19 protein-coding genes are annotated in these 23,894 nt (G+C 58.4%); 8 read left to right on the top strand and 11 right to left on the bottom strand.

Going from position 1 to position 23,894, the window contains the following annotated elements:
* The first annotated feature begins 53 nt into the window (after positions 1–53).
* Positions 54–2,636: a penicillin-binding protein 1C gene (pbpC, locus tag HS103_04380; GenBank protein ID MBE7512036.1), complete on the top strand. Its 2,583-nt coding sequence runs from the start codon at positions 54–56 to the stop codon at positions 2,634–2,636.
* A gap of 22 nt (positions 2,637–2,658) precedes the next feature.
* Here the strand turns inward: pbpC and ppk1 are convergent, their stop codons facing one another.
* Positions 2,659–4,767: a polyphosphate kinase 1 gene (gene ppk1 / locus HS103_04385; protein MBE7512037.1), complete on the bottom strand. Its 2,109-nt coding sequence runs from the start codon at positions 4,765–4,767 to the stop codon at positions 2,659–2,661.
* Positions 4,768–4,867: 100 nt separating this feature from the next.
* Between ppk1 and HS103_04390 the strand changes: the two genes are divergently transcribed.
* Both HS103_04390 and HS103_04395 read left to right on the top strand, forming a co-directional pair.
* A complete protein-coding gene (locus HS103_04390; GenBank protein MBE7512038.1) occupies positions 4,868–6,628 on the top strand; it encodes a hypothetical protein in 1,761 nt (586 codons plus the stop codon).
* A gap of 39 nt (positions 6,629–6,667) precedes the next feature.
* A complete protein-coding gene (locus HS103_04395; protein ID MBE7512039.1) occupies positions 6,668–6,952 on the top strand; it encodes a hypothetical protein in 285 nt (94 codons plus the stop codon).
* A 56-nt stretch (positions 6,953–7,008) separates the two neighbouring features.
* Here HS103_04395 and HS103_04400 read toward each other — a convergent pair whose 3' ends face one another.
* The 5 genes from HS103_04400 to HS103_04420 form a co-directional block, all read right to left on the bottom strand.
* The gene (locus HS103_04400) at positions 7,009–8,085 is read right to left on the bottom strand and encodes a response regulator (GenBank protein ID MBE7512040.1); all 1,077 of its coding nucleotides are present in this window, start codon (positions 8,083–8,085) and stop codon (positions 7,009–7,011) included.
* Positions 8,086–8,252: 167 nt separating this feature from the next.
* Positions 8,253–9,500, bottom strand: a complete 1,248-nt coding sequence (locus HS103_04405) for an aminoacetone oxidase family FAD-binding enzyme (protein ID MBE7512041.1) — start codon at positions 9,498–9,500, stop codon at positions 8,253–8,255.
* Positions 9,497–10,564, bottom strand: a complete 1,068-nt coding sequence (locus tag HS103_04410; GenBank protein ID MBE7512042.1) for a glycosyltransferase family 4 protein — start codon at positions 10,562–10,564, stop codon at positions 9,497–9,499. The genes HS103_04405 and HS103_04410 overlap by 4 nt, the downstream gene beginning before the upstream one ends.
* The gene (locus HS103_04415; protein MBE7512043.1) at positions 10,543–11,994 is read right to left on the bottom strand and encodes a hypothetical protein; all 1,452 of its coding nucleotides are present in this window, start codon (positions 11,992–11,994) and stop codon (positions 10,543–10,545) included. The genes HS103_04410 and HS103_04415 overlap by 22 nt, the downstream gene beginning before the upstream one ends.
* A gap of 5 nt (positions 11,995–11,999) precedes the next feature.
* Positions 12,000–12,431: a hypothetical protein gene (locus HS103_04420; GenBank protein MBE7512044.1), complete on the bottom strand. Its 432-nt coding sequence runs from the start codon at positions 12,429–12,431 to the stop codon at positions 12,000–12,002.
* A gap of 70 nt (positions 12,432–12,501) precedes the next feature.
* Here HS103_04420 and HS103_04425 point away from each other — a divergent pair, with 70 nt between their 5' ends.
* The gene (locus tag HS103_04425; protein MBE7512045.1) at positions 12,502–13,326 is read left to right on the top strand and encodes an EamA family transporter; all 825 of its coding nucleotides are present in this window, start codon (positions 12,502–12,504) and stop codon (positions 13,324–13,326) included.
* On the top strand, positions 13,236–13,436 hold the full coding sequence (locus HS103_04430) for an EamA family transporter (protein ID MBE7512046.1): 201 nt from the start codon (positions 13,236–13,238) through the stop codon (positions 13,434–13,436). Before HS103_04425 ends, HS103_04430 begins: the two co-directional genes overlap by 91 nt.
* A 16-nt stretch (positions 13,437–13,452) precedes the next feature.
* Here the strand turns inward: HS103_04430 and HS103_04435 are convergent, their stop codons facing one another.
* The 5 genes from HS103_04435 to HS103_04455 all read right to left on the bottom strand — a co-directional run bounded on the left by HS103_04435 (position 13,453) and on the right by HS103_04455 (position 19,659).
* The gene (locus HS103_04435; protein ID MBE7512047.1) at positions 13,453–15,183 is read right to left on the bottom strand and encodes a carbamoyltransferase; all 1,731 of its coding nucleotides are present in this window, start codon (positions 15,181–15,183) and stop codon (positions 13,453–13,455) included.
* 19 nt (positions 15,184–15,202) lie between these two features.
* The gene (locus HS103_04440; protein MBE7512048.1) at positions 15,203–16,426 is read right to left on the bottom strand and encodes a class I SAM-dependent rRNA methyltransferase; all 1,224 of its coding nucleotides are present in this window, start codon (positions 16,424–16,426) and stop codon (positions 15,203–15,205) included.
* A complete protein-coding gene (locus HS103_04445) occupies positions 16,423–17,031 on the bottom strand; it encodes a nitroreductase family deazaflavin-dependent oxidoreductase (GenBank protein MBE7512049.1) in 609 nt (202 codons plus the stop codon). Before HS103_04445 ends, HS103_04440 begins: the two co-directional genes overlap by 4 nt.
* A gap of 43 nt (positions 17,032–17,074) precedes the next feature.
* A complete protein-coding gene (locus tag HS103_04450) occupies positions 17,075–18,670 on the bottom strand; it encodes a LysM peptidoglycan-binding domain-containing protein (GenBank protein MBE7512050.1) in 1,596 nt (531 codons plus the stop codon).
* 143 nt (positions 18,671–18,813) lie between these two features.
* The gene (locus HS103_04455; GenBank protein MBE7512051.1) at positions 18,814–19,659 is read right to left on the bottom strand and encodes a hypothetical protein; all 846 of its coding nucleotides are present in this window, start codon (positions 19,657–19,659) and stop codon (positions 18,814–18,816) included.
* A gap of 217 nt (positions 19,660–19,876) precedes the next feature.
* On the opposite strand from HS103_04455, the gene HS103_04460 reads away from it, so the two are divergent.
* The 3 genes from HS103_04460 to HS103_04470 all read left to right on the top strand — a co-directional run bounded on the left by HS103_04460 (position 19,877) and on the right by HS103_04470 (position 23,456).
* Positions 19,877–20,716: a sensor histidine kinase gene (locus HS103_04460; protein ID MBE7512052.1), complete on the top strand. Its 840-nt coding sequence runs from the start codon at positions 19,877–19,879 to the stop codon at positions 20,714–20,716.
* 153 nt (positions 20,717–20,869) lie between these two features.
* Positions 20,870–22,129: a beta-ketoacyl-ACP synthase II gene (gene fabF, locus HS103_04465; GenBank protein MBE7512053.1), complete on the top strand. Its 1,260-nt coding sequence runs from the start codon at positions 20,870–20,872 to the stop codon at positions 22,127–22,129.
* An 85-nt stretch (positions 22,130–22,214) separates the two neighbouring features.
* Positions 22,215–23,456 carry a ketoacyl-ACP synthase III gene (locus HS103_04470; protein ID MBE7512054.1) on the top strand — a complete coding sequence of 414 codons (1,242 nt, stop codon included), beginning with the start codon at positions 22,215–22,217 and terminating at the stop codon, positions 23,454–23,456.
* The last annotated feature ends 438 nt before the right edge of the window (positions 23,457–23,894 follow it).

Raw genomic sequence — 23,894 nt, forward strand, 5'->3', positions numbered from 1 at the left:
GCGTCACCTACCCGTTGATCAGCCGTTGGGCAGCGTGAGCGGGGAACGATGGTATGATGAATCCATCGGCGGCTGGATGGGGATCAATGATGGGCAACGGGCTAAGACGGGCGGGGCGGTGGTTTCGGGCGCGGCGGCGTTGGCAGCAGGTCGGAATCGTCTTGCTCACCCTGTTTCTGATCGCTGGCGGCGGACTTTATCTGTGGATTTTCAGCGACCTCCCTTCCTTAGATCGCCTTGAAGCGGGTTTGGCACTTCCCACCACACGCATCTATGACCGCAAAGGGCGCTTGCTCTACGAGGTCATTGACCCGCAGGGCGGGCGACATGCGCCCATCCCTCTCAGTGAGATGCCTCAAGCGCTGATTCAGGCAACGATTGCTACTGAGGATCGCAATTTTTATGCAACACGCGGTATTGACCTTGAGGGCATGATCCGCGCCTTGTGGATCAACATACAAGGTGGGGAAATCCGTGCGGGGGGAAGCACGATCACCCAACAGGTTGTCCGCAACCTCTTGCTTGACCCCAACCAGCGGGCGGAACGCACCTTGCGCCGCAAACTCCGTGAGATGGCACTAGCGGTGCAGCTTTCGGGGCGCTACAGCCATGATGAGATTCTCGCGCTTTATTTGAACCAGACCTACTATGGCAACCTTGCCTACGGCGTGGAGGCGGCGGCGCGTGCCTACTTTGACAAAGATGCCCGCGAGTTGACCCTTGCTGAAGCAGCGATGTTGGCAGGCTTGCCGCAATCGCCGGCCATTTATGATCCACTGACAAACCCCACCGGCGGGAAAGATCGTCAGCGCGTCGTCCTTGACCTCATGGTGAACGCGGGCTATCTGACAAAAGCCGCCGCAGACGAGGCATTCAAGCAGCCTCTTCAATACGGCTCTGGGCAGTTCCCGATCAACGCGCCGCACTTTGTCCAAGAGGTGTGGAAGGTGGTGGCGGCAAACTTTGGCGAATACCTCTACGAAGGCGGGCTGGAGGTGATCACCACCCTTGATCTGGATTACCAACGCCTTGCCGAAGAAACCGCCCGCCGCCATCTGGGCTTTCTGAACACCTCAACGGCAACCAAACCCGCCAACAATGCGACTGGGGCAGCCATCGTCGCTATCGACCCACGCACAGGGCAAGTGCTGACGATGGTGGGCAGCCCCGATTATTTCAACGAGGATAACAGTGGGGCGGTGAACATGGCGGTTGCCCCCCGCCAGCCGGGATCAACGCTAAAACCGTTCACCTATGCGCTCGCCTTTGATCCCGACAAGCCCAACGCTTGGACGCCCGCCACGATGGTTCTCGATATTTCAACACCCTTTGTCACGAATAAATTGGAGAGCTACACGCCAAGCAATTATGGCTTGGTGGAACGGGGTCCTGTCCTCGTTCGGGAGGCGTTGGCGTCTTCCTATAACATTCCGGCGGTGGTCGCTCTGGACGCTGTAGGGATTGAGCCGTTCATCCGGCTGCTGAACCGCTTGGGCATTACAACGCTAAACAATCTCGAAAAAATTGGCTTGTCGATCACACTAGGCGGCGGGGATGTCCGCTTGATTGACCTGACTGCCGCCTATGCCGCCCTTGCCAACAGCGGGCGTCCGGTGGAGTGGTCGCTGCTGCTCAGTGTGAAAGATCGTGCCGGCAACACCCTCTATGAATGGACGCCGCGCCCCCCGCAGCCCTATGTGATTGATCCGAAGGTGGCATGGCTGATCACCGACATTTTGAGCGATAACGAAGCGCGGATGCCCTCTTTTGGCGATCACAGTCCGCTGCAAATTGACCGACCAGCGGCGGTGAAAACAGGGACGACGACGGATTATCGCGATAATTGGACGGTGGGCTACACGCCACAGATCGTCGTTGGGGTGTGGGTGGGCAACCCCGACAACACGCCGATGTACCGCGTCTCCGGCGTGACGGGGGCGGGTCCGATTTGGAACGATTTCATCCGTGCGGTGCTAAACGATCAGCCGAAGGTATCCTTTGAACGCCCGCCGGGGATCGTCCAAGCCGAAGTATGCACCGCCTCCGGTCTACTGCCAACGGCATCCTGTCCGCGCAAGCGCCTTGAATGGTTTATTTTGGGGACAATCCCGACGGCATATGACACGATCTGGCAAACCTTCACCATAGATACCCGCAGCGGACTGCTTGCCGATGAGACGACCCCGCCCTTTTACAAGCGCGATCAGGTCTTTATGGTGCTGCCCCAAGAGGCGCGGGCGTGGGGGATTCGGAACGCTATTCAACCGCCGCCCGTCGCCCTAGAGAGCGTGGCTTACCAAACTCAGGGGGATACTCTTCGCCTGCTCACGCCCGATCCCTATACGATTTTCCAGATCAGCCCGCTGATCCCCTTTGAGACGCAGCGTGTGCGCTTTTCGGTGGTTGTGCCGCCGGAAACCATCCGTGTGGAATACTGGCTTAACGGACGGCTGTTCCAAACAACAAACGCCGCCCCCTGGTGGGCATGGTGGGCGCTTGTGCCGGGGGGCTATGATCTTCAGGCGCGGGCAACGCTGCGCGATGGGTCAACGATCATGAGCGGGGTGAACGTTTTCCGGGTGGAAGGCTACGTCCCGCCCGATGAACGCCCCGCCAGCGGCAACGCCGGACAGTGAGCGGGTAAGGGCGGTGTGGGGCTTAAGTGTCCCGCCGCCGCTCCATGAACCAGCGCTGTGCCTCTAGGGGGGCTTCCCCCGCCCCTGGAAGGATGGGAAGGTACGTGCCGTCGGGAAGTAAGCGACGCGATTTCACATTATCGCGCAGTTCTATGGCGATGATCTCGTCCATGATCTGGCGCTTCAAATCGGCGGACTCCACCGGAAAAATGACTTCCACGCGGCGATTTAAGTTACGCTGCATCAGATCGGCACTTCCCAAATAGACTTCTTCCTCACCCCCGTTGTGGAAGTAGTACACCCGCCCGTGTTCAAGATAGCGCCCCAAAAGGCAGCGAACGCGGATGTTCTCGCTGATTCCCGGCACCCCCGGACGCAAACAGCAAATGCCGCGCACCAGAAGGTCAATCTGGACACCCGCTTGGGAGGCTTCGTAAAGAAGGGCGATCATGCCCGGATCGACCAGGGAATTCATTTTGAGGATCATCTGCCCTTTACGTCCGGCGCGTGCATGGGCAATTTCCCGCTGAATTTTTTCCGTAAAGACGGCACGTAAAAATTCGGGAGCAACCCACAGTTTGTTATAGCGAATGTCACTGGCATACCCCGTCAGGCGGTTGAACAACTGCGAGGCATCGGCGCCAATGACCGGATCGCAGGTGAACAGGGCTAAATCGGTATACAGCCGCGCCGTTGTCGCGTTGTAATTGCCCGTAGAAAGGTGAACATAGCGGCGCACCCCATCTGTCTCGCGGCGGACAACAAGAGTCACCTTTGCGTGCGTTTTCAAGCCAACCAAGCCATAGACAATATGAACGCCCGCCGCCTCCAAGCGCCGCGCCCAACCGATGTTGTTTTCTTCGTCAAAGCGTGCCTTAAGCTCAACCAGCACGGCGACTTGTTTCAGGTTTTCTTGGGCGTCCAGAAGCGCCTCTACCAATGGGGAGTTGCGTCCCACGCGGTAAAGCGTCGTCTTGATCGCCAATACGTTGGGGTCTTCCGCCGCCTGTTGAAAAAATTCAATCGTTGGCAGGAAACTATCAAAGGGGTGATGGAGCAAAATATCGCCGCCCCGGATTGCCGCGAAAATATCAACCCCGACGGGCAGACGCGAAGGACGCTGTGGCGCGTAGGGCGAGAACTTTAGCGCGGGCAGGTCTAGGTTGCACAGATCGGCTATGTCTTTGATGCCCAATGGAGTACGTAGGACGTACATATCGGCGGGGGTGACTTCAAGGTTTTCCAACAGCAGCGTCCGCACGCGCTCTGGCATATTCTCGGCAACATCGAGGCGGACGACGGGACCAAAGCGGCGCTGACGAACAATATCTTCAATCGTCTCTAAGAGGTCGCTGGCTTCTTCTTCAGCAATTTCAAGATCATTGTTGCGCGTCACGCGGAAGGCGCTGGCATGAATCACCGTCATGCCGGGGAAAAGCAAGTCGAGGTTAGCGGCAATGAGGTCTTCTAACCAAAGAAAGCGCTGCTCACCGCTTGGATCGATCTCGCCCTTGCCATAGGTTTGGTAGCATTGCTGAAGGGAGACAATCCGCGAGACAAGGGTTGGTACTTTGACACGGGCAAACTGCTCACGCCCATACTGATCATGAAGAACAATTGCCAAATTTAGGCTGAGGTTGGAAATATGGGGAAACGGGCGTCCGGGATCGACGGCAAGGGGGGTGAGGACGGGGAACAATTCCGTTTCGTAATAGCGCCGCAAAATATAGCGATCCGCCTCATCGAGATCGGTATAGCGGACGATGCGCACGCCGTGTTCCGCCAATTTGGGAAGTAAATCCTCATGAAGCATCGCCCGCTGTTCGTGGAGCATGGGCATGAGGCGTTCGCGGATAGCGTCCAACTGTTGGCTAGGGGTCATGCCGTCGGGCGTGGGGTCGCTGATTCCGGCGTCAACTTGATCCTTCAACCCAGAGACGCGCACCATAAAAAATTCATCAAGGTTGTTGCTGAAGATGGTCAGGAAGCGCAGCCGCTCCAAAAGGGGGAGTTCGGGGCGGGCTGCCTCTAGCAGGCAGCGGCGGTTGAACTCCAGCCAACTCAATTCGCGGTTGATGTATAATGCCGTGCTGGGCTGAGAGAGAATCGGTTGTGGGTTGCTGTCGGTCATGGCGAGAACTACCTTGATGAAGCGAAGGCTTAAATGCCATTATAGCGAAGGTAAGCGTATCTTCTTTTGTCTATTCTTAATAATCGCTCTTTTGGGGAGGGTGGCTGCCGCCTATGCCCAAGATGATATGCCGTTTTTAGCCTATGGCGAAAGCGTTGAAAACACCCTTCCAGAAGGCGGCGAACGCTCTTACCGTCTGAGCGCCGGGCAAGGTGAACGACTCACCCTCACGCTTACCCCGCTGGACTCGGATGTGCGTGCCTACCTGATCCTGACCGACGGCGAACGGCGCGATCTCTTGACGATGGCTGCCGGAAACGCTGGAGAGGGAGACAAAACGCGCCTGACCTTTGTTGCCCCGCTCTCAGCGGTCTATGTCGTCACTGTGACGAACACCCCGGGCGGCATGGCAGGGCGCTTTCGGCTGACGCTCACCCTCGATAACCCGCCCGCCGCACCGCTCAGCGCAATGGAGACGCCCATCGTCGCTCCCCTTCGCCCGGAAACACATGGGATGCTGAACGAAGGGGTTGGCTTTGCCCTGTATGCCATTCGCGCTCGGCGGGGTGACCCGCTGCGGGTGGAACTCAGCACCGATCCCGCCTTGAGCGCATCCTTGACGCTCTATAGCGGTGATTTGCGAACCCAACTGGGGACGGGTAACACCGATACCCCGCTGACTGTGGCGCTGCCCGCTGAGGGGGTTTATTTTCTGATTGTGACCCGACGCGAGGGGGCAGGAACGTTCGCACTGCGCGGGGATTTCCCCGCTGAACGGGAAGGAATCCCCCTTTCGCCAGACGCCGCACCCTCGCTTGTTCCGGGGACGACACAGGGTGGGGTGATTGATCTCGATTTTGCAGGCATCTACCGCTTCATCGGGGCGAAAGAGACCGCGATCCGTATTGATGTACTGCACAGCGACGATTTAGAGGTGATCGCCCTTCTCACTGATTCAACGTTTGCCCAGATTGGGGTAGGCGTTGGCGGCATTGGGCGGCTGATCCTTCCCGCCGATGGGGAATACATCTTGGTTGTGGCACGGCGAGGCGGCATGGCGGGAGCGGGCAGCGGTGCGTACAGTGTGATCCTCGGCAGCGCTCCGCCCGAAAAGCCGCCGATCCCCCTCCCCATTGGGGAGACGCTCAGCGGAACAATTCATGCCGAGGCAGTGACGGTGACCTATGTGATCAGTGGGCGGGTTGGGGAGAGCCTCGTCATTCATATGGATGCGGCGGCGGGATCAGCCCTTGATCCCGCCCTCATCTTGCTTGCCCCCGATGGGCGACGCTTGGCACAGAACGATGATCGTGCCTCTGGGCTGGTTCAGGCGACAATCCCCTATACCTTTACCAAAGAGGGGCGTTACACGGTGATCGCCACGCGCAGCGGCGGGGAAAGCGGAACGACCAGCGGCGACTACACCCTGCGCGTCGAACGGCGGGCGGTTGCCGCAACGCTCACCCCTCACGGGGAGCTTGCCAGCGAAACGCCCTCAGCGGCGCAGACAGCAGTTCCAGCAATCACCTCCATTGCCTATGGCGCGAGCGCGCAAGGGACGCTGAGCAGCGCCGAACCGTTACGCTATTATGTCTTTCGCGGCGCGGCGGGGGATGTGATCACGATCCGCATGGGGCGGGGCGGAGGTGGTGGGCTTGACCCCTTACTCTATCTCTATGCCTATGCGCCCGACACCGCCCCAACGCTGATCGCCGCCAATGACAACCGCCCCGATGCACCGGACGGGGCGGCGGGGATCGAACAGATCACTTTGCCCGCACAAGGTGACTACCTGATTGTTGCCACCCGTGCGGGAGAAACAGTGGGTGACTTTATTTTGACGCTGCGGCGGGAAAAGTAGGGTGTGGGACAAGCGAGTAAAGAAGGGCTACACAACGCAATGACAACACTCAGCCGCCGCCAGTTGAATCGAGCAACGCTTGCCCGCCAACTCCTCCTCGAACGAGCAGCGATTTCACCGTTGGAGGCAGTTGCCCGTGTTGCTGGCTTGCAGGCGCAAGTGACAAACCCGCCTTACATCGGATTGTGGACGCGCCTAGCCGATTTCCCCCGTGCGGCGCTCACCCAATGGGTGGAAGGTGGAGCGGGTGAAAAAAGCTGCCGTGCTGGTGATAGAGCCATTTCACCGGCTGGCAAAAGGCGATCAGGCGGCGCTTACCGATGAGGCAGAGCGCCTCGTGCGCTTCATCGAGGATGAGGTAGCCTCATGGGAGGTGCAGATCACCCCGCCACTACTGGACGCAAGCGCCAAACCCGAAACGGATCGCTGATCCCTTTCAGGCGTATCTCGTCGCTCGCCATAGTAAGGGGAGGCAGCCGCTGCCGATCCGTTCCCAAAGAGACGGACTCGGAGATCATGATTTCGCCGTTGTGGGCATTGCTCACAAGACGGTTGGCAATGTTCACCGGACTGCCAATGACGGTGAACCGTTTGTAGTTCGCCCCCCCAATATCCCCCAGAGCCACCTCGCCCATGTGAATCCCGATCCCCAAGCCGAGGTGAATCCCATACAATTCCCAACGATGGTGAAGGTTGGTAAAAGCGTGCTGCATGGCAACAGCCGCTTGCACCGCAAGAAAGGCGGGCTGTGGCACAGATTCAGGAAGGTTGAATACAGCCAAAAGTTCATCCCCAATGAGGTCGAACACCACCCCACCGTGATCTTCGATAACGCGCATCATCGCCTCGAAAAAGGTATTGAGAACGTCAATCACGCTGTCCAAGTTCGAGGCGGCGGTAAAGGCAGTGAATCCGCGCAAGTCGGCAAAGAGGACGACACCTGTCCCTCGTTCATATTGTTGGGGGACAGCGGCAAGCAGTCCCGTTTGGCGGCGGCGGCGGGCAGGGGCAACATAGGCAGTTAGATCGTCTGCCTCTTGCGCCTCGTCGTGAAGTTTGAGCAAGCCATCAATCCGCGCCCGCAGTTCTTTGCTATGAAACGGTTTGCCAAGAATATCGTTCGCCCCGACCTGTAAGCCGCGTATGCGCTGTTCCACATCGCCACCGAGGGCGCTCAACATGAGGACGGGGAGCAGCCCCGATGAATAGCGTTCCCGTATCCTCGTACAGACGGTATACCCATCCATATCGGGGAGCATCACATCAAGCAGGGCAAGATCGGGGCGCGGGTTTGCCCCAAGCCATTCCAAGGCGCTTAAGCCATCGCCAAAGCAGACTGGCTCATAGTTCATTTTGGTGACATGAACTTTCAGAAGGTGGCGCGTGGAGTCGTCATCATCCACAACCATGATTACGGGGGAGCGGGTAGCTGTGAACGGCACATTCGCAGCGGTCATGAGTGGTAATCCGGATTAAACCTGAGATGATCTATACCCACATCATGATACCCTATAAGCCCATGACATTTTTCCTTGTGGGCAATCTAACAGAGGATTCGAGATACTATTGATATTATAACGGTTTGTACAAAGGGATAGTAAATCGGCGCATTCCTCATGAGTCCTCATCCCGAAACACTGCGCCCTGCTGCCACCCCCGCCGTGTAACCGCTTGCCCACGCCCACTGAAAGTTATAGCCGCCGATCCGTCCGTCTACATCGCAGATTTCGCCACAGAGGTACACCCCCGAACAAAGCCGCGATTCCATTGTCTCTAGACGGATTTCCGTCAGAGGGACACCCCCCGCTGTCACTTCGGCATAGGTGAACCCACGATCCCCCGTCACGGGCAAGGGCAAGCGCGTTACCGCTGCCACCAGCGCCCGCCGTTGTTCGCGCAGCAGCGTCTCGGCACGCTGCGAAGGGTCAACAGCGGCTATCTGGCAGAGCAGCCGCGCCAACCGTTCGGGAAGGTGGTCGCTGAGGTAGCGCCCAAGCGAAACCTTACCTAAGGCTACGATGTCGCCCTCGAAGGCTACGCTATCGCGCTCTGGCAGCCAGTTCACCGTCAGCCTGACGCCGGAATCCTCGCGTCGCGCTGCGGTGTAGTAGCGGCTCATATCCAATGCGGCGGGACCAGATAAGCCAAAGTGGGTGCAAAGCAAGGCATCGGTGAACCGGATCAGATGTTTCCCCGTTCCCGACCACAAATCAAGGACGGCGGGAGCGCTCAGCCCGCTCAAGGTGCGGAGGGGGTGATCGGCGGCGAGGATGAGCGGGACAAGCGCCGGAAAAATATGGGGGGTGAGCGTATGCCCTAAGCCGCTGGCGAGCGCGTACCCCTGTCCATCGGATCCACTTTTGGGCAGCGCTTTGCCGCCCGTTGCCAAGATCACCCGCCGCGCTTGGAAGCTGCCCGATTGACCGCTGAGCGTGAAAAGATCGCCCCTTTTTTCAAGCTGCTCAACGCGCTGTGGGTGTTCGATAGTAACGCCCGCCTCACGAACGGCACTCAGAAGGGCGTTTAACACCGTTCGGGCGCTGTTGGTTGTTGGAAAGAGTTTCCCCGTTGATTCCCGTTTGAGCAGCACGCCCAGTTGGCGGAAAAAGGCGACAGTCTGCGGAACATCAAAGCGGGTCAGGACTTTCCGAATAGCGTTCGGCGACGCCCCGGCATAGGCATCGGCGCTTACCGTGTCGTGGGTCACATTGCAGCGCCCACCGCCCGCCACAAGGATTTTTGCCCCAAGCGTCCGCGCCCCATCAAGGATCAGGTGGCGACCCTTCGCGGACGTGCGCCCCGCCCAAATGCCCGCCATAAGACCCGCCGCGCCTGCCCCAATGACGACAACATCGTACACCGCAGAGGTCATAGAGAAAGCCCCAACGCCTGCCCAAGCCGCGCCCGAAAGTGATCAAAGGTGAAGTGATCGGCAAAGCGCTGCCGCCCTTGCGCCCCCATCTTCTCTGCCAACGCTTCATATTGAAGTAAGCGGATACATCGCTGGGCGATGTCTGTCGGATCAGAGGAGACGGTAAAACCTGTCTCGCCGTCGATCACAATCTCGGCGCCGGCGTCGGTATTCCCCGCAATACACGGCAGCCCACGTCGCATCGCTTCCAAATAGACCAAGCCAAACCCCTCACGGCGGCTAGGCAAAACAAAGCCCCGTGCTTTTTGCCATAAGGGGGCGAGTTGTGCCTCGCTAAGGCGTCCAAAGAAGGTAATTCTGGGGTTGGCAGCCGCCAACGCTCGCAGCGATGGCTCATCCTCGCCGCCGCCAACAATCCACAACGCTGCCTCAGCGAGATTGCTCGTCGCCTTGACTGCCGTCCAAGCCTGAATCAAGGCACGGTGTCCTTTTGTTCGTTCGGGCTGCCACTGGTACATTGAACCGACGCAGAGCAGCGCTGCCTCCCCCCCTTGCTCCGGCATCAGAAGCGGCTTAGAAGAAGCGGGTGGATCGATTCCTAAATGGACAACGCGCACAGGGGAACGCCCTTCGCGGTAGGGTGCGACAAACCGTGCGGTGAACTGTGAGATGGCGATCACGCTCTCGGCACGGCGGAGGGCGCGGGCGCGGAGGGGTGACGGCGGATCGTAGACTTCTTCCCCATTGGCAATGACGACGAAGGGCGGATGTCCGGGGAGGTTTGAGAGCGCCGCTTGGTGGAGGTGGAGGTAAATCACCCGATCTACCTGAGGCATAAGCCGGATCACGGTGTGCGCCAATCTAAGCCGCGACCCGCCGCAGCCGATGATCCCCGATATTTCCGGCGGATCGACCTGACTAACCACGCGTATGGCTAGATTGGCAGCGCCCTCTAGCGCCCGCCGAAACAACCGCCCGGCATATTGAATCCCACCCGGACGGTAGGTGCCATCGGGGTTCAGCCCCAGATCGGGGGCAACGATCAGAATGCGCGGCGTGGACACAGCCAGACAGCCACAACATAAAAAAAGACGGACGCCTGAATCAACCCCTGAATCGTCCCCAAAATATCCCCTTCACCGAGGTGCAGGTTGTGGATTGCCACCCCTGCATAAGCCGCCAACAAGCCGATTTGCCCATGTGCCAAGCCCGGCACAGCAAACATGCGATAGATCAGGGCGGCAAGAACGCCAAACGCCGCCATACCGAGAATCACAACGCCCACCCCACCGTAAAGGTACAGATTTCCGGCGAAGGTGACCGCCGATGAGCCATTTTTTGCCGAGACGCCGAAATACTGTTCGGTGAGTATGCCCCCAATGTTGGCATACTCTGGCTTACCCCGCCAGATCACACGGGGGATGAAACTGAACGGGGACAAAAGCAGTTCCTCAAGGGGACGAAAGGCAACCGGATAGGGGGTTTTCGCCATGATCAGCGCCGGAGTTTGCGCCGTCGTGCTTTGCCGCCGGATGAACAGCGCCCAGGTTGAATCGGCGGCGTCGCCTTCGGCAATGATTTGAATCCCTTGCCAGAGCGCATCAAGGTCTTGATCGCCCCCGCGCATAAAACGGGCAACAGGGGTCAGCGCCACCGTCCCACAAATGCCGATCAAGGTGGCAAGGGCGATGCGCCGCGTGGGTTGGCGGGTGTAGACCATGCAGCCCAAGATGAGCGCTGCTAGTTTGATCAGATGGCTTGCCCACCCAGCAAAGACGCCCATGACAACTTCTATTCCGATAATAAGACTTATCACGCGGAAGGAATACCGATCACGTTTGGACATGCCCTGGAGAAGAATCACCGCCAGCGTGACCCACGCTGTTGCCCGCAGATAGGTGAACCATTGATCCCATTCGCCAAAGAGGGAGAGTCCCCCGCCCACGCGGAAACGCTCACCCGTCCCAGAGGCAAACAGCGCTAAGCGTAAGATCAGCACACCGCCATAAAGGAACAGGGTTCGCCGTTGGGAGGGGACAGCAAAGCGCGTTGGGTGGTTGGAGAGCGCCACCGCGCCACCGCGCTCCCACGTCAGGCTTAGCAAGGCATAGCCGCCCCACATTGCCCACAGCCCAACCCCAATCAGAAGCAAGCTGTTGGGAAGGGTCGTTGTGTCGGGGAGGATCAAAAGAGCAGGATCGGCGTAAGGGGCAATGCCGGCAATGCCAATCAGACCGAGATTGGTCAGGGTGACATAGACGGGAATTTCAAGCGGATCAAGAGCGCCAATCCGTTGGAGGCTGAAGGGAACACGTAGGATAACGAAAACAAGGCAGCCTAAGGCGCAGACCACCCACAGCCCAAGATATGCCCACGCCGAAGGGACGCGGCTGATCTCGCCACCATAAACCAGCCCAACAACCCCCACGGCGAGGGCGCCAAGCCATAGGAGAAAAGCGGCAAAGCCGCCGCGCCGCTGCGTCGCTAGAGGCATTCCCTTTAGGAGGTTTGCGCCTCATCGGTGGGGGGGATAGATTTGTGCTGTCCGGTGCGCCGCGCCTCTACCTCATCCAGCTTATGGAGAAAGATGACGGCTTCTTCAACGCTGTCGAAAACTGCCAAGCGCAGCCCAAAAACTTTCATCAGCGTCTTGTAGATAAAAGTGACCATAGGGGGCGGGGCAACGGAGGTTGACCAACCAAGTTGTTTGTGTTGTAAAATCTCTTGGACACCCTTCACTTGTTCCAGACTCCCACGCGGCATTTCGTCTGCCCCTCGGAAATCGGTGATCGTATGAATGATGGTGGACGAATCGTCTAGAACCTGCTTGAAATCCTCCATAAAGCGAAGGATATCGGCTAGGCTGACAGCGCCTGTATAGCGCGTCAAGAGAATACGATTTGATTCATACCATTCCGTTGTAATGGGCATTGGTGTATCTCCATAGCATGATCTAGGGGCGATCATATCATACCCACCAGACAAACAGGATCACAACCTCATGCAAATTACTGGAAAACGCTCACCTTTGAATACAGGGGTGTTGATGGTCTTTGTCGCTGCCCTGTTCTTCGGGACAATTCCTGTCTTTTCGACGCTGCTCCAGCGGGAAGGGGTGCAGGTCTGGCTGCAAGTGGGCGTTCGTCTGACACTGACAGTGATGCTTTTCGGTATACTGCTTGCCCTGTTTCCCAGACGTTTTGGGGCGAAAGGACTTCTTCCATCATGGCGTGATGCGCGTTTTGCGGCATTCAACGGGTTGATGCTGTTAGGGTCTTTTGTCACCTACATAACAGCGCTTGGGCTAAGCACCTCGAACAAGGTAGTCTTGCTCGCTTATCTTTACCCTCTGTTCACGGCGATCATCGCCCGTGTTGTGCTTGGTGAAGCCCTAACGCGGTTGAAACTTGCGGCATTGGGCATTGGCTTTACAGGGATCGCCGTCACCATTCAGGTGTGGACGATCCGCGACCTGCGCGATTTAAACGCGGGCGACATGTTGGCTATCCTGAATGGGCTGCTCACGGCGTTGTATGTTGTCACGGGGCGTTGGTGGCGCACCACAACAGGGGTTACGGCAGTGCCAGCCGTGGTTTGGTCGGCGGGATCGGCGCTGCTTGGGCTGCTTGGGTTGGGGATGGCTGATCTCATGTTGAATGGGGGGGGGGGCTGCACGCTCAGTTTACCTTTAAAGCAAGTCCCTCAGTCCCTTTTTTATTCTTTGGCTTGGCGTTTTTGGGGACGGCAATCCCCTACGGGGCATTTTACTTTGGGATTGGGCGCCTGCCATCGGGGATCGCCAGTTTGCTCATGCTGCCAGAGGTGATCGCCGTGTTCATCTTCAGCGCGATCTTCCTCGGACAGCCCATAACGGGGGCGCAGCTTGTTGGCGGGGCGATCATCATGAGCGCTGGACTGCTCGTTTCACGGGGGTGAGTCTGGGTGGATTTCCTCACCCTTTCTCGCACCAAAACGACCCAATTGCCAAGCCATCCATGCGCGTTCGCTCAAAACAGGCAACTGCCTCCTCTGGGGTACAGACGATGGGTTCGTTCTCGTTAAAGCTGGTGTTTAAGAGGACGGGAATCCCTGTGCGGCGCTCAAAGGCGCGGATCACCGCATAGTAAAGCGGGTTTGCTGCTTCTGTGACGGTCTGCAAGCGTCCGCTGTTATCAACATGGGTCACTGCCGCCAAGCGCTCCCGCCATGCCGCTTTGATCGGATAGACATGGAGCATAAAGGGGGAGGGTTCGCCGCACTCAAAGACATCGTTCTGGCGTTCTGCCAACACCGCCGGAGCAAAGGGACGAAAGGACTCCCGCCGTTTGATACGGGCATTGAGGGCATCTTTCATCTCTGGTAGACCGGGATGGGCAAGGATGGATCGCGCCCCCAACGCACGGGGACCCCACTCCATCCGTCCCTGAAACCAGCCCACAATCCCTCCCCCCGCAAGCTGATCGGCAGCGATCTCAACCAGTTCATGGGGGGAACATTCGCGGTAGGGGAGGCGCGATTGATCCAACGCGGCGCGAATTTGGCTATCGCTGTAGCCTAACCCAAGATAAGCATGACTCATCTGATAGCGGTTGGGTTCGTGGCAGATTGAGCGTGCCACATAGAGCGCCGCACCGAGGGAAAGCCCCTCATCTCCGGCGGCGGGCTGGATGAATGTTTCGCGAAAAGGGGTTTTCTGGAAAATCTGCCCATTGGCGACGCTGTTCAACACGCCGCCGCCCGCCATAGCGACGCGATTCACCGGATACAATTGGTGCAAGCTGTTGAGAAGGTGGTGGTAGACGCGCTCAAAGGTTGCCTGAACACCCTGCGCTAAATTGCGATCCCGATCAGTGAGGGGATCGGTGGGGGGGCGCGGTGTGCCAAAAATCCGAATCATGTGATCAGAATAAAGCGGATCAACGACCATCTCGCCGCCCGCTGTGACGCTTTCGCCACGTGCGCTGCCGGGGAAGCGAAACCAGCGCCCATTGAGCCGAAACCCATCTCCTGTCAGACGGAGCATCTCGGCAAAGGATGCCTTGTAGGAATTTTCTCCATAGGGGGCAAGCCCCATCACTTTCCCCTCATCGCCATAGTTAGGAAAGCCAATGAATTGGCAGATCATCGTGTAGAGCCAGCCCAACGAATGGGGCATATAGAGGCGGCGCAGGGGGTAAAGCGCATCGCCCTCACAGGCGGCGAGCATACAGGTGACGAAATCGCCCGACCCATCTAGGCTGAAGCCCGCAGCGCGTTCATAGGGGGAGGCAAAAAAAGCGCTGGCGAGATGGGCAAGATGATGCTCAACATTCACCTGACGAAAGCGCAGGTCAGCGTGAGGGACGCCACATGATTCGACAATCGTCGGGCGCAGATCGTTCAGGTCAAGCCGCGCCGCCCCAGACCGAAGGAGATTCAACACCCGTGCCGGATGGCGGAGAGCATAAAACGCCTTTTGGGGGCGGTTGGCGCGGGGATCACGCCCAACGGCGAGGTAATCGACCTCACGCCAGGTGATGCCCGCTGCGGCAAGACACGCTTCGATGGCACGCGCTGGAAAGCCCGCGTAGTACTTTTGACGATTCAGGCGTTCCTCAGCAAGGGCGGCAACGGGCAATCCATCGATCAGCAGCGCTGCCGATGCGCCCGCATGGAGTGTGTTGATGCCGAGGATGACTGCCATAAACGGATTGTCGCCTGAATTACCACACGCGGCAAACAAAGCCTTTCAGATACGCGCCTTCTGGAAAGGTCAGCGAGACGGGGTGATCGGGGGCGGCAGCGAGGCGGCGAAGGATTTGCGCTTCTCGCCCAGAGTCGATCAACGCCCCAAAAATGACCTTTCGGAACAACTCTGGTTCAAGCAGCCCCGAACAGGAAAAGGTAACGAGGAGTCCACCCGGACGGAGCAGCCCGAACGCCAAAAGGTTGATGTCTTTGTAGCCGCGACACGCCCGCTCGATCTGCCCTTTGTTGTGGGCAAATTTGGGCGGATCGAGGACGATCACATCAAAGTGACGCTTTTCCTCGCGGTAGTGGCGCAAGACCTGAAACATATCGCCCACAACGAATTCATGGGCGTCTGCGGCAGCGCCATTCAGGGCAAGGTTTTGCTTGGCAAGGACAAGCGCCTCGGCTGAGGAGTCAACGCTGACCGTCCGCGCCCCACCCATGCTGGCGGCGACGGCGAATCCCCCTGTATAGCCGAACCCATTCAAGACCTCGGCTGCCTGATGATCAACGCCCGCCGTCGCGCCGACCATCTGCCAAAGCGTCCCTCGGTTTTCGCGCTGGTCAAGGTAAAACCCTGTCTTATGTCCCGCCCGCACATCAACAAGGTAATGGCGGCGATCTTCGATGATCTCAATGAGGGGCGGCGGCTCGCCCCCCCAAAGGACACCCACGCTCGGCGGCAAGCCCTCTTTTTCGCGCACGTCCACATCGCTGCGCTCGTAAATACCGCGCACGCCGGGAACTTCATCCAAGAGGAAGGCGGCAATTTCTGCCTTGTGGCGTTCGATACCCGCCGTCAATGCCTGAAAAATGAGCCAGTCGCCGTAGCGATCCACGACCAAGCCGGGGAGGTCGTCGCTCTCGGCGTTCACGAGGCGGTAGGCGTTCGTCGTCGTCGTCAGCCCGTCCCGCCCGCGTACTGCCCGCGCCAAGCGAGAGCGCCAAAAGGCGGCGCTGATCGGTTCATCGTCCCAGGTGAGAACGTGAACGGTAATTTGGGATTTGCTGTTGTAGTAGCCCCGCCCTAGAAACAAGCCATCGTCGTCATAGAGGGCGACAATCCCGCCGTCTGGAGGGCTGCCCTTTACCGCCCGAACGGCTCCGCTGAACACCCAGGGGTGGCGCCGTTGGAACATACCCGCCTTATCGCGGCGGATGATCACCGTCGGTTCGCTGCTGTGGCGGGCGCTCATGAGCGCTGCCGTTTTTCGATGCGCCGTGCTTGGGGCTTCCGCCGCCACAGCAAGCCTATAAGCATTCCGGCAATGGGCAAGACCCACCGTAAATCTGCCTGAAGGGGAGGCGGCGTTGGCTTATCCGCCGGGTCAAAGGTGAGCAGGGGGAGCTTATCGGCATTGGCGGGGAGGTCTTCGGCAAGCGATTGAATCCCATACTGATGGGCATAGGTCTGGGCGCTTTGGGGACGGTTGTGCATGAGCGTGACCCAGACCGCCGTCAATTCCTCTTGATCGGTGACACGGCGGACAACGACATGCTCAACGCCATAGGCGGTTTGGATGGTGGCATAGGGATTCGCTTCGGTGTTCTGAACCCACTGCGCATCGGCTTCGGCAAGGACATATTTCCGCCCGTTGACGAAAAAGTAGGGGGGCGCTTCGCGGCGGACTTGCCCACTGCGCCGCCCCGTTGTGGAGATGATCATCGCCACCTGCCCGATCCACATTCCCAAGCCCAACCGCCACAGCCAGATCGGAAGGCGGGCGGACTCTGGGGGAATCAAAGCCCGTGCCGCTTCTATGAGGGCGGGGAGGGTTGGTTTCGTTGGCTGTACAGTCATCAGTGTCTTTCTCGTCTAGGCTATACACGGTGCTATCAGGCACTCACGCCCGTGTCAACACCGCCACACCAATTCCGGCAATAACGATCAACCCGGCAGTTCCGATCAAAATGACTCCGCCAGAGCGACGAAACACAGCAGTGAGGCTGCTCTCGGTTGTTTCGGCGGGCATATTGGGCATGACCGGATGCGCCTTCACGCCTGCTGCCGCGCCGATTATGACGCCCACCCGCCCGCCAGAGTCAACTTCCACGCGCATTTCACGCGGGGTTGTCACGCTGTATTGGGGGGGCGGTTCGGCGGCAACACGGTAGACGCCGGGCGCTAAATCGGCAAAACAGATCGGATCGTCGCCCTCTGTTTTGCGGGTGATGGTGTTTCCTGTGCCAAGCGTCAGCTTCAATAACGTTCCCCGTAGGGGGCTTTCCCCGGCGCTGCGGTAGCCGTTCTCGTCGGCATCCTCAAAGACCACTGCGCAGAGAATGCCCGCATCCTTCGCCTGCTGCCCTGTGCCGCCAGATCGATTCGGGCGGGGGCGGGCGAAAGGCATCGCCGCGGGATCGCTCTCCTGCCGCATACTGACCGGTGTGGCGGTGGGCGCAACGGTGATGATGATGATGATCGGCCCGCTGCTGTTTGCCGTTGGCGTTCGGGTGGGGGTGAAGGTAGGCGTTGGGGTGGGATAGATTGTCCCCACTCCGGGCGTATAGGTCGCCGTGACAATAATGTAGGTGACGGGCGGTTTCACCGAGAAGGGCGGGCGGATGATCAGCTTTTGCCCGATCTGAATCACGTACTCATCGGGCGCCATCTCGTTCAGTTGGCGAATCTCATCAATGGTGATTTTGTAGGCGACGGCGATAGAGGCGAGGGTGTCACCGGATCGGACGGTATGAATGATGCTGCCATCGGCTTGCTGCCCCGCCGGTGTGACAAAAGGAACAACGCGGGGAACTTCCGTGGCGCCGGGGGGAGCGCCGCCGCCCGGACCCAACACTTGGAGGCTGGCGTTATCCCAATACATCTTGTTCAGAAGCATCCCCACGTCTTGCGTCCCGTTCAGGAACAAGGTCACGCCGTTATCGGTTTTCGCTTGTACATCGACAATGGCAAGTTCAAAGCGGTCAAAAGGGGAGATGTAGGGCGACCAAACAACGGTACTGGCGTTGGGGTCTTGCCCACCGGTGGGATCAACACCGATGCGCGTCCGGGCGTTCGAGTTCGTCATCGAAATGCGGTAGCCAACGTTGCCTTCGATGCAGCTTGTCTCTTTGTCGCAGGTAAAGACGTTGGAATATGCCTGAAAACGGAGCGGTGTCCCGGCGCGGATACCCGGCACAAACTGCGCCGCTGTCATGGTAAACACTGCCTTCGAGGTGGAGACTTCCCACGATGCGCCAAAACCGGGAAACTCGTTGAAAACCCACTCTTGCCGCGCCGCGCTGACAGGGAGAGACGCTGTGAGCGACCACCCCACCGGAGCGACATTCGCACCGCCGATGCCATAGTATTGATCGAAGGTCGTGTTCTTCAACAACTCCGTCCCCTGCGCGCGGATGGCAATGCGCAGCACAAAGAGGATTGCCACCACAGCAACCCCTGCGATGAGCATCTTTCGTCCGGTTTTACTGATATTCAAGCCAACCTCCGTAGGTAGTCATGTTTTTGTCCTTCAGGCAGCGGGCAACTCCGCGTAGGGTCGCCCTTAATCTTATATGCCTTTGCCGCTATACCTTTGCAGCGGCATATGCACACGCCCTGTCGCCCGCCCATTCTACCGTCTCAGTTGCTCTGGGTGGGTGCTGCCGTTGGGGAATCGGTGGGTGCGGGTGCGCTTTCCGTTGGTTCGGCGGTTGCGTCCGGTGTTGCCTCATTGGTTGGGATGGCGGTGGGTGCTGCCGTCGGGATGGGCGTAGGGGCAGGGAATGCCTGATTCAGCGCATTCATGATTGCCTTCTCGTCAAAGGTTAAGGATGCTGCCGCCTGTTCAAGGTAGGGGCGCATCTTTTCCCAATCAGCGGGCAATGTGACCGCTTGCAAGGCGATAATCGTCTCCGAATTGATTTTTGCAATACGCAGTTCACGCTCAAAAACAATCCTTGTATTTGGATCGGTAAACTGTTCATGAATTGCCAAGCCACTTTTGCCGGCAAGCGTTGTGCCGGTGAAGTTGGAGGTGTCTTCATCGGAAATGAACAGCCGGATCACATCGACCAATTCGGCGTCATTGGCGATAGCGCTATCCCCACCGGCAAGGGTGCGGATTGGTAAAGCGAGGATGAGAATTGCCGTTGTTTGGCTGCCGACGGGGGAAATGCTGTATTGAACAGGGCTGAACTGCTGGCTGGCAATGGCTTGCCAACTTTTGGGATGATTCACCTGAATGGCGCGATCCGGGCTGGTGAAGGTGATGTATTCGGTATCGGCAAAGGCATCTGGTTGGGAGACTGCGGCAGCCGAAGCAGGGTTGGTTGGGGTGTTCTGCGCCCGGACGAAAGCTGCCGGATTGATGCTGGTTGCCGCCATAAGCAATGCCCCCAATGCGGAGACAAGGACGATGAAAATCAACGTCGCTTGGGATAGTCTTATACCTGTGGTTGGTTTCGAGGTGGTGGGCGTGTTCGTCACGAAAAAAACTCCCTTGAGGTGCGCGTGCAGGTCTCGTTTGCACGGGAAAACCTCTCCCCGTGCGTTTAATCCGTTGATTGTACCTTACGACAGCCTGAGGGGGTAGGATGGGGTATAGATTCCGCTCAGATTCAGCTAGAAAACGCTAACGATTTCATCCCCACATAAGCGGACGGGTGTACAATCTGCCATGAATACCATCCGGTGAATTTAGGTCATGGGCGCAAACGCACGGCAAAAAACGGCAAAGACACCTTCCAGCGCAGCGCTCCATGCACGGATTGCCGCGTTGGAGGCGGCGTTGGCAGAGCGCGATCAGCAGATTGCCGATTTCCAAGAAGAAGCCCGCGAAATCGCTATCCTGAAACGGAGCATCAAAGACCATGTGATGCACGAGATTCGGACGCCAATGCTCCAAGTTAAAAGCGCTATTTCCAGCCTTGATGCCGAGATTCGCACGCGCTTTGGTGATTCTGGCGAGGATGCCGAAGGGATGCTGCGCCTGATCAATTACGCCACGCAAGCCACCAGCCGCCTGAACGATGTGATTCAAAACATCAACCAATTGGCGCTCTCCTTTGCCTTGAAATCAGAACCGTTTCGCCTTATCGATTCGCTCACGGTGGCGCAGCGGCAGTTGGGGCGTTCATGGTCAGCGGGGAAGCACGTTCACCGCGTGGTCAGCACCATCGCTGAAGACCTCGCCCTTGTGCAAGGGGATCGCAACGCGATTGGGCAAGTCCTTTATCAGTTGATTGAGAACGGTTTGAAATTTAGCCCAGAGGGTTCGCCCGTCACCGTCAGCGCGGATATGGGCAAGGCAGAGATGCGTGTGCGCGTGACCGATCTGGGCATTGGCATTGACCCCGAAAAAAAACATTGGATTTTTCAGGAATTCTACATTGTCGATTCCGAGACGACACGTAGTTACAACGGCGCCGGCGTTGGGTTGGCAATTGTAAAGCTCATTTTGGACCGGATGAAGTGCGAGATCACCGTAAAAAGCAGTCCCAATCAGGGCAGCGAATTCAGTTTTACGCTGCCTTATGCAACCTGACAAAAATACCTCTGCACAACGTACCCATCCTTCAGCCCTGCATTTGCATAAAAACGGCTTGGCACAACCCCACCTTTTTTGCGGGGTTTTCTCTCCTAGACCCCACACCCGCTATAATTCGGGATGGGTTTGTCTACAGGAAAGGGACGCATCATGGAACGACGGCGGGTCGTCGTCACAGGCATGGGGTTGGTCTGCCCGTGTGGGAACAGTGTACAAGAAGCATGGACAAATATTGCGGCAGGGCGTTCCGGCGTTGCGCCGATCACGCGCTTTGACGCTTCGGAACTTGAAGTGAACTTTGCCGCTGAAGTGAAAGGCTTTGATGGCAAAGCGACCTTTGGGCATCGTGAGGCGCGACGGATGGATCGGGCGACGCAATTTGCCGTTGCCGCCACCCAAGAGGCGATGCGCCATGCCAAGTTGGACATGAGCCAAGAAGACCCCTGGGAAGTGGGCTGTCTGATTGGGACAGGAATCGGGGGAATTGAGACGCTGCTTGAGCAATCGCGTGTCTCGCTGGAACGCGGCTATCGTGTCGTCAGCCCGCTGCTCATCCCGATGATGATTCCCGATAACCCCACCGGGCGGACGGCGATTGAATTCAACCTGCGCGGTCCGAATATGTCGATTTCCACCGCCTGCGCTACGGGGAACAATGCCATTGGCGAGGCGGCGGAGATCATTCGCCGCTGTTCGGCAGATGTCATGATCGCCGGCAGTACGGAGGCGGCTATTGTGCCGTTGGCGCTGGCAGCCTTCGCCAATATGGGGGCGCTCTCACACCGCAATGACGATCCAACCACCGCCTCGCGCCCTTTTGATGCCACACGAGACGGCTTTGTCATGGGGGAAGGCTGTGGGATTCTGATTCTAGAGGCGCTGGAACATGCCCTTGCACGCGGCGCGACGATCTACGGGGAAATCTTGGGGTATGGGAATACCGATGATGCCCATCATGTCACCGCCCCGCTGGAAAATGGCGAGGGGGCGCGGGTTGCCATGCAAAAAGCGATCCGCAGTGCCGGACTTCGCCCAGAGCAGATTGATTACGTAAACGCGCACGGCACGGGGACACCGCTCAACGATTCCGCCGAAACCCGCGCCATGAAAGACATTTGGGGTGAGAAAGCGGCGCATCTGAAGATCAGTTCGATCAAAGGGGCGACGGGGCATTTGCTTGGCGCGGCGGGCAGCCTTGAGGCAATCATCAGTCTGCTGACGATGCATCACAGCTACATCCCACCGACGATCAACCTGCATACGCCCGATCCGGTCTGCGATCTCGATTACACGCCGAATGTGGGAATTGACCATGCGGTGCACACCGTCATGAGCAGTTCATTTGGGTTTGGCGGTCATAACGCTGTTTTGGTGATGGGGAAATACACTGCGAATGGACACCCCGCGTAAGCGAACGAACGAACGGCAGAACGGGAATGGGACTTACGGCGGGGCAGCCACAAATGATGCCTCCGCTCCTCGCCCAACTGGACGGATGGCTCTTTCTACGACGGTGTGCTATGCGCACATCACGGGGTGGGGGATGCACGTTCCGGCTCAGGTGGTGACAAACGCCGATCTGGAGGCGCTTGTTGAGACAACCGACGAGTGGATTCGCTCTCGAACCGGCATTCAGGAACGCCGCCTTGCCACCGAGAAAGAATCCGTCGTGACGCTTGGCTTTGAAGCGGCACATCAGGCGATGGAGCGGGCGGATGTTCTCCCCCGCGATATTGATCTGATCATCGTCGCTACCTCTACGCCGGAGGATGTCTACCCAAGCACGGCAAGCCGCCTTCAGAATATGCTTGGGGCAACGCGGGCAGGCGCGTTTGACCTGAGCGCCGCCTGTTCGGGGTTTGTCTATGCCTTGAATATGGGCGCTCAGGCGATTCGTTCGCGGAGCATTGAGCGAGCGCTGATCATCGGCACGGAATTGAATTCCCGTGTCTTGGATTGGAATGATCGCTCTACCTGTGTCCTGTTTGGCGATGGGGCAGGGGCGGTTGTCCTTGAGGGCAGCGATGATCCCGGCGGGCTGCTTAGCTGCATTTTGGGATCGGATGGCTCGGGGGCAGGACTGCTTGGGATTCCAACGGTGGGGCGGGCGGCAACGGCGCTCCCCGAAGGGCAGCACCTCCACAAAATTCATATGGATGGGCGGGAGGTTTTCCGGTTTGCCGTTCATATCCTCCATGAAAGCATCCGCGATGCCGTTGATAGTGCTGGATTGGTCATGGATGATATTGCCCTGATCATCCCCCACCAAGCGAATCAACGCATTTTGAACGCCGCCGCCCGCAGTCTGAACATCCCTGAGTCCATGTTCTACAGCAACGTTGCCCATTATGGGAACACCTCTGCCGCCTCAATTCCGATTGCCCTTTTTGAAGCAGAGCGCGATGGACGGGTGCAGCCAAACGATAACATTGTCCTCGTTGGGTTTGGCGGTGGGCTAACGTGGGCATCGGCGGTGGTGCAGTGGCAAGGGGTGAAAAAGCCCGAAAAACGCGGGTTGGTTCAGGCTCTGGCGCAAAGCCGCCGCGAGGTGGGCTATGTGGCGGCGTTCTGGCGTGACCGCACGATGCGTGCCTTCCGCCGTGTAGAGGCGGGGCTGCGCGGTTCACCGGCGAAACAAGCGGCGCTCCGCGAGGAACGGGCGATTCAGCAAGAAGAAAAGCGCCGTCGCCGCCAGAAACCGCCGAAAGACACAGCCGATAACGAGGACGACTCGTAGGGATAGATTTTGCTGTGGCGGCAATCCCAGTGAACCCGCCGCTAAAAGGCATGTCCGTATGTGCGGTTGTCGTTTGGCTCCCCTCACCGCTGATCCCTCCATAGACAGGGAAGGGTCGCAGGGGGATGAGGGCAACGGCGTAACGTCTAAGTAGGGGCGCAATGCCTTGCGCCCATCGCCGTCCGTGAGCGCCCGCCGCTAAAGCAGCGGGCTATGAGGAACCACCCCTATGGGGCTTAAAAGGAAAAGGACGCCGTTCGTCTCTCCCTCTCTCCCGCACAGCGGGAGAGAGGGTACACGCCGAAGGCGGGTCGCAGGGGGATGAGGGCAACGGCGGGGGAGCGTAGTCACCCCATGCCAATCGACCCTCAACACAGGGCGCCCTCGCCGCTATAATCTCCTCAAAGATACCAAAAAAATAGCAAGGAACGTATCGCT

The organism is Anaerolineales bacterium, assembly GCA_015075625.1.
Classification (GTDB): domain Bacteria; phylum Chloroflexota; class Anaerolineae; order Aggregatilineales; family UBA2796; genus UBA2796.

Excerpts from the sequence above, each read along its gene's own strand:
- HS103_04405 (MBE7512041.1), bottom strand. The coding sequence starts at position 9,500 with ATGACCTCTGCGGTGTACGATGTTGTCGTCATTGGGGCAGGCGCGGCG.
- HS103_04415 (MBE7512043.1), bottom strand. The coding sequence starts at position 11,994 with ATGCCTCTAGCGACGCAGCGGCGCGGCGGCTTTGCCGCTTTTCTCCTA.
- fabF (MBE7512053.1), top strand. The coding sequence starts at position 20,870 with ATGGAACGACGGCGGGTCGTCGTCACAGGCATGGGGTTGGTCTGCCCG.
- HS103_04460 (MBE7512052.1), top strand. The coding sequence starts at position 19,877 with ATGGGCGCAAACGCACGGCAAAAAACGGCAAAGACACCTTCCAGCGCA.
- pbpC (MBE7512036.1), top strand. The coding sequence starts at position 54 with ATGATGAATCCATCGGCGGCTGGATGGGGATCAATGATGGGCAACGGG.
- HS103_04470 (MBE7512054.1), top strand. The coding sequence starts at position 22,215 with ATGGCTCTTTCTACGACGGTGTGCTATGCGCACATCACGGGGTGGGGG.
- HS103_04395 (MBE7512039.1), top strand. The coding sequence starts at position 6,668 with ATGACAACACTCAGCCGCCGCCAGTTGAATCGAGCAACGCTTGCCCGC.
- HS103_04435 (MBE7512047.1), bottom strand. The coding sequence starts at position 15,183 with ATGGCAGTCATCCTCGGCATCAACACACTCCATGCGGGCGCATCGGCA.
- HS103_04400 (MBE7512040.1), bottom strand. The coding sequence starts at position 8,085 with ATGACCGCTGCGAATGTGCCGTTCACAGCTACCCGCTCCCCCGTAATC.
- HS103_04440 (MBE7512048.1), bottom strand. The coding sequence starts at position 16,426 with ATGAGCGCCCGCCACAGCAGCGAACCGACGGTGATCATCCGCCGCGAT.
- ppk1 (MBE7512037.1), bottom strand. The coding sequence starts at position 4,767 with ATGACCGACAGCAACCCACAACCGATTCTCTCTCAGCCCAGCACGGCA.
- HS103_04420 (MBE7512044.1), bottom strand. The coding sequence starts at position 12,431 with ATGCCCATTACAACGGAATGGTATGAATCAAATCGTATTCTCTTGACG.
- HS103_04445 (MBE7512049.1), bottom strand. The coding sequence starts at position 17,031 with ATGACTGTACAGCCAACGAAACCAACCCTCCCCGCCCTCATAGAAGCG.
- HS103_04425 (MBE7512045.1), top strand. The coding sequence starts at position 12,502 with ATGCAAATTACTGGAAAACGCTCACCTTTGAATACAGGGGTGTTGATG.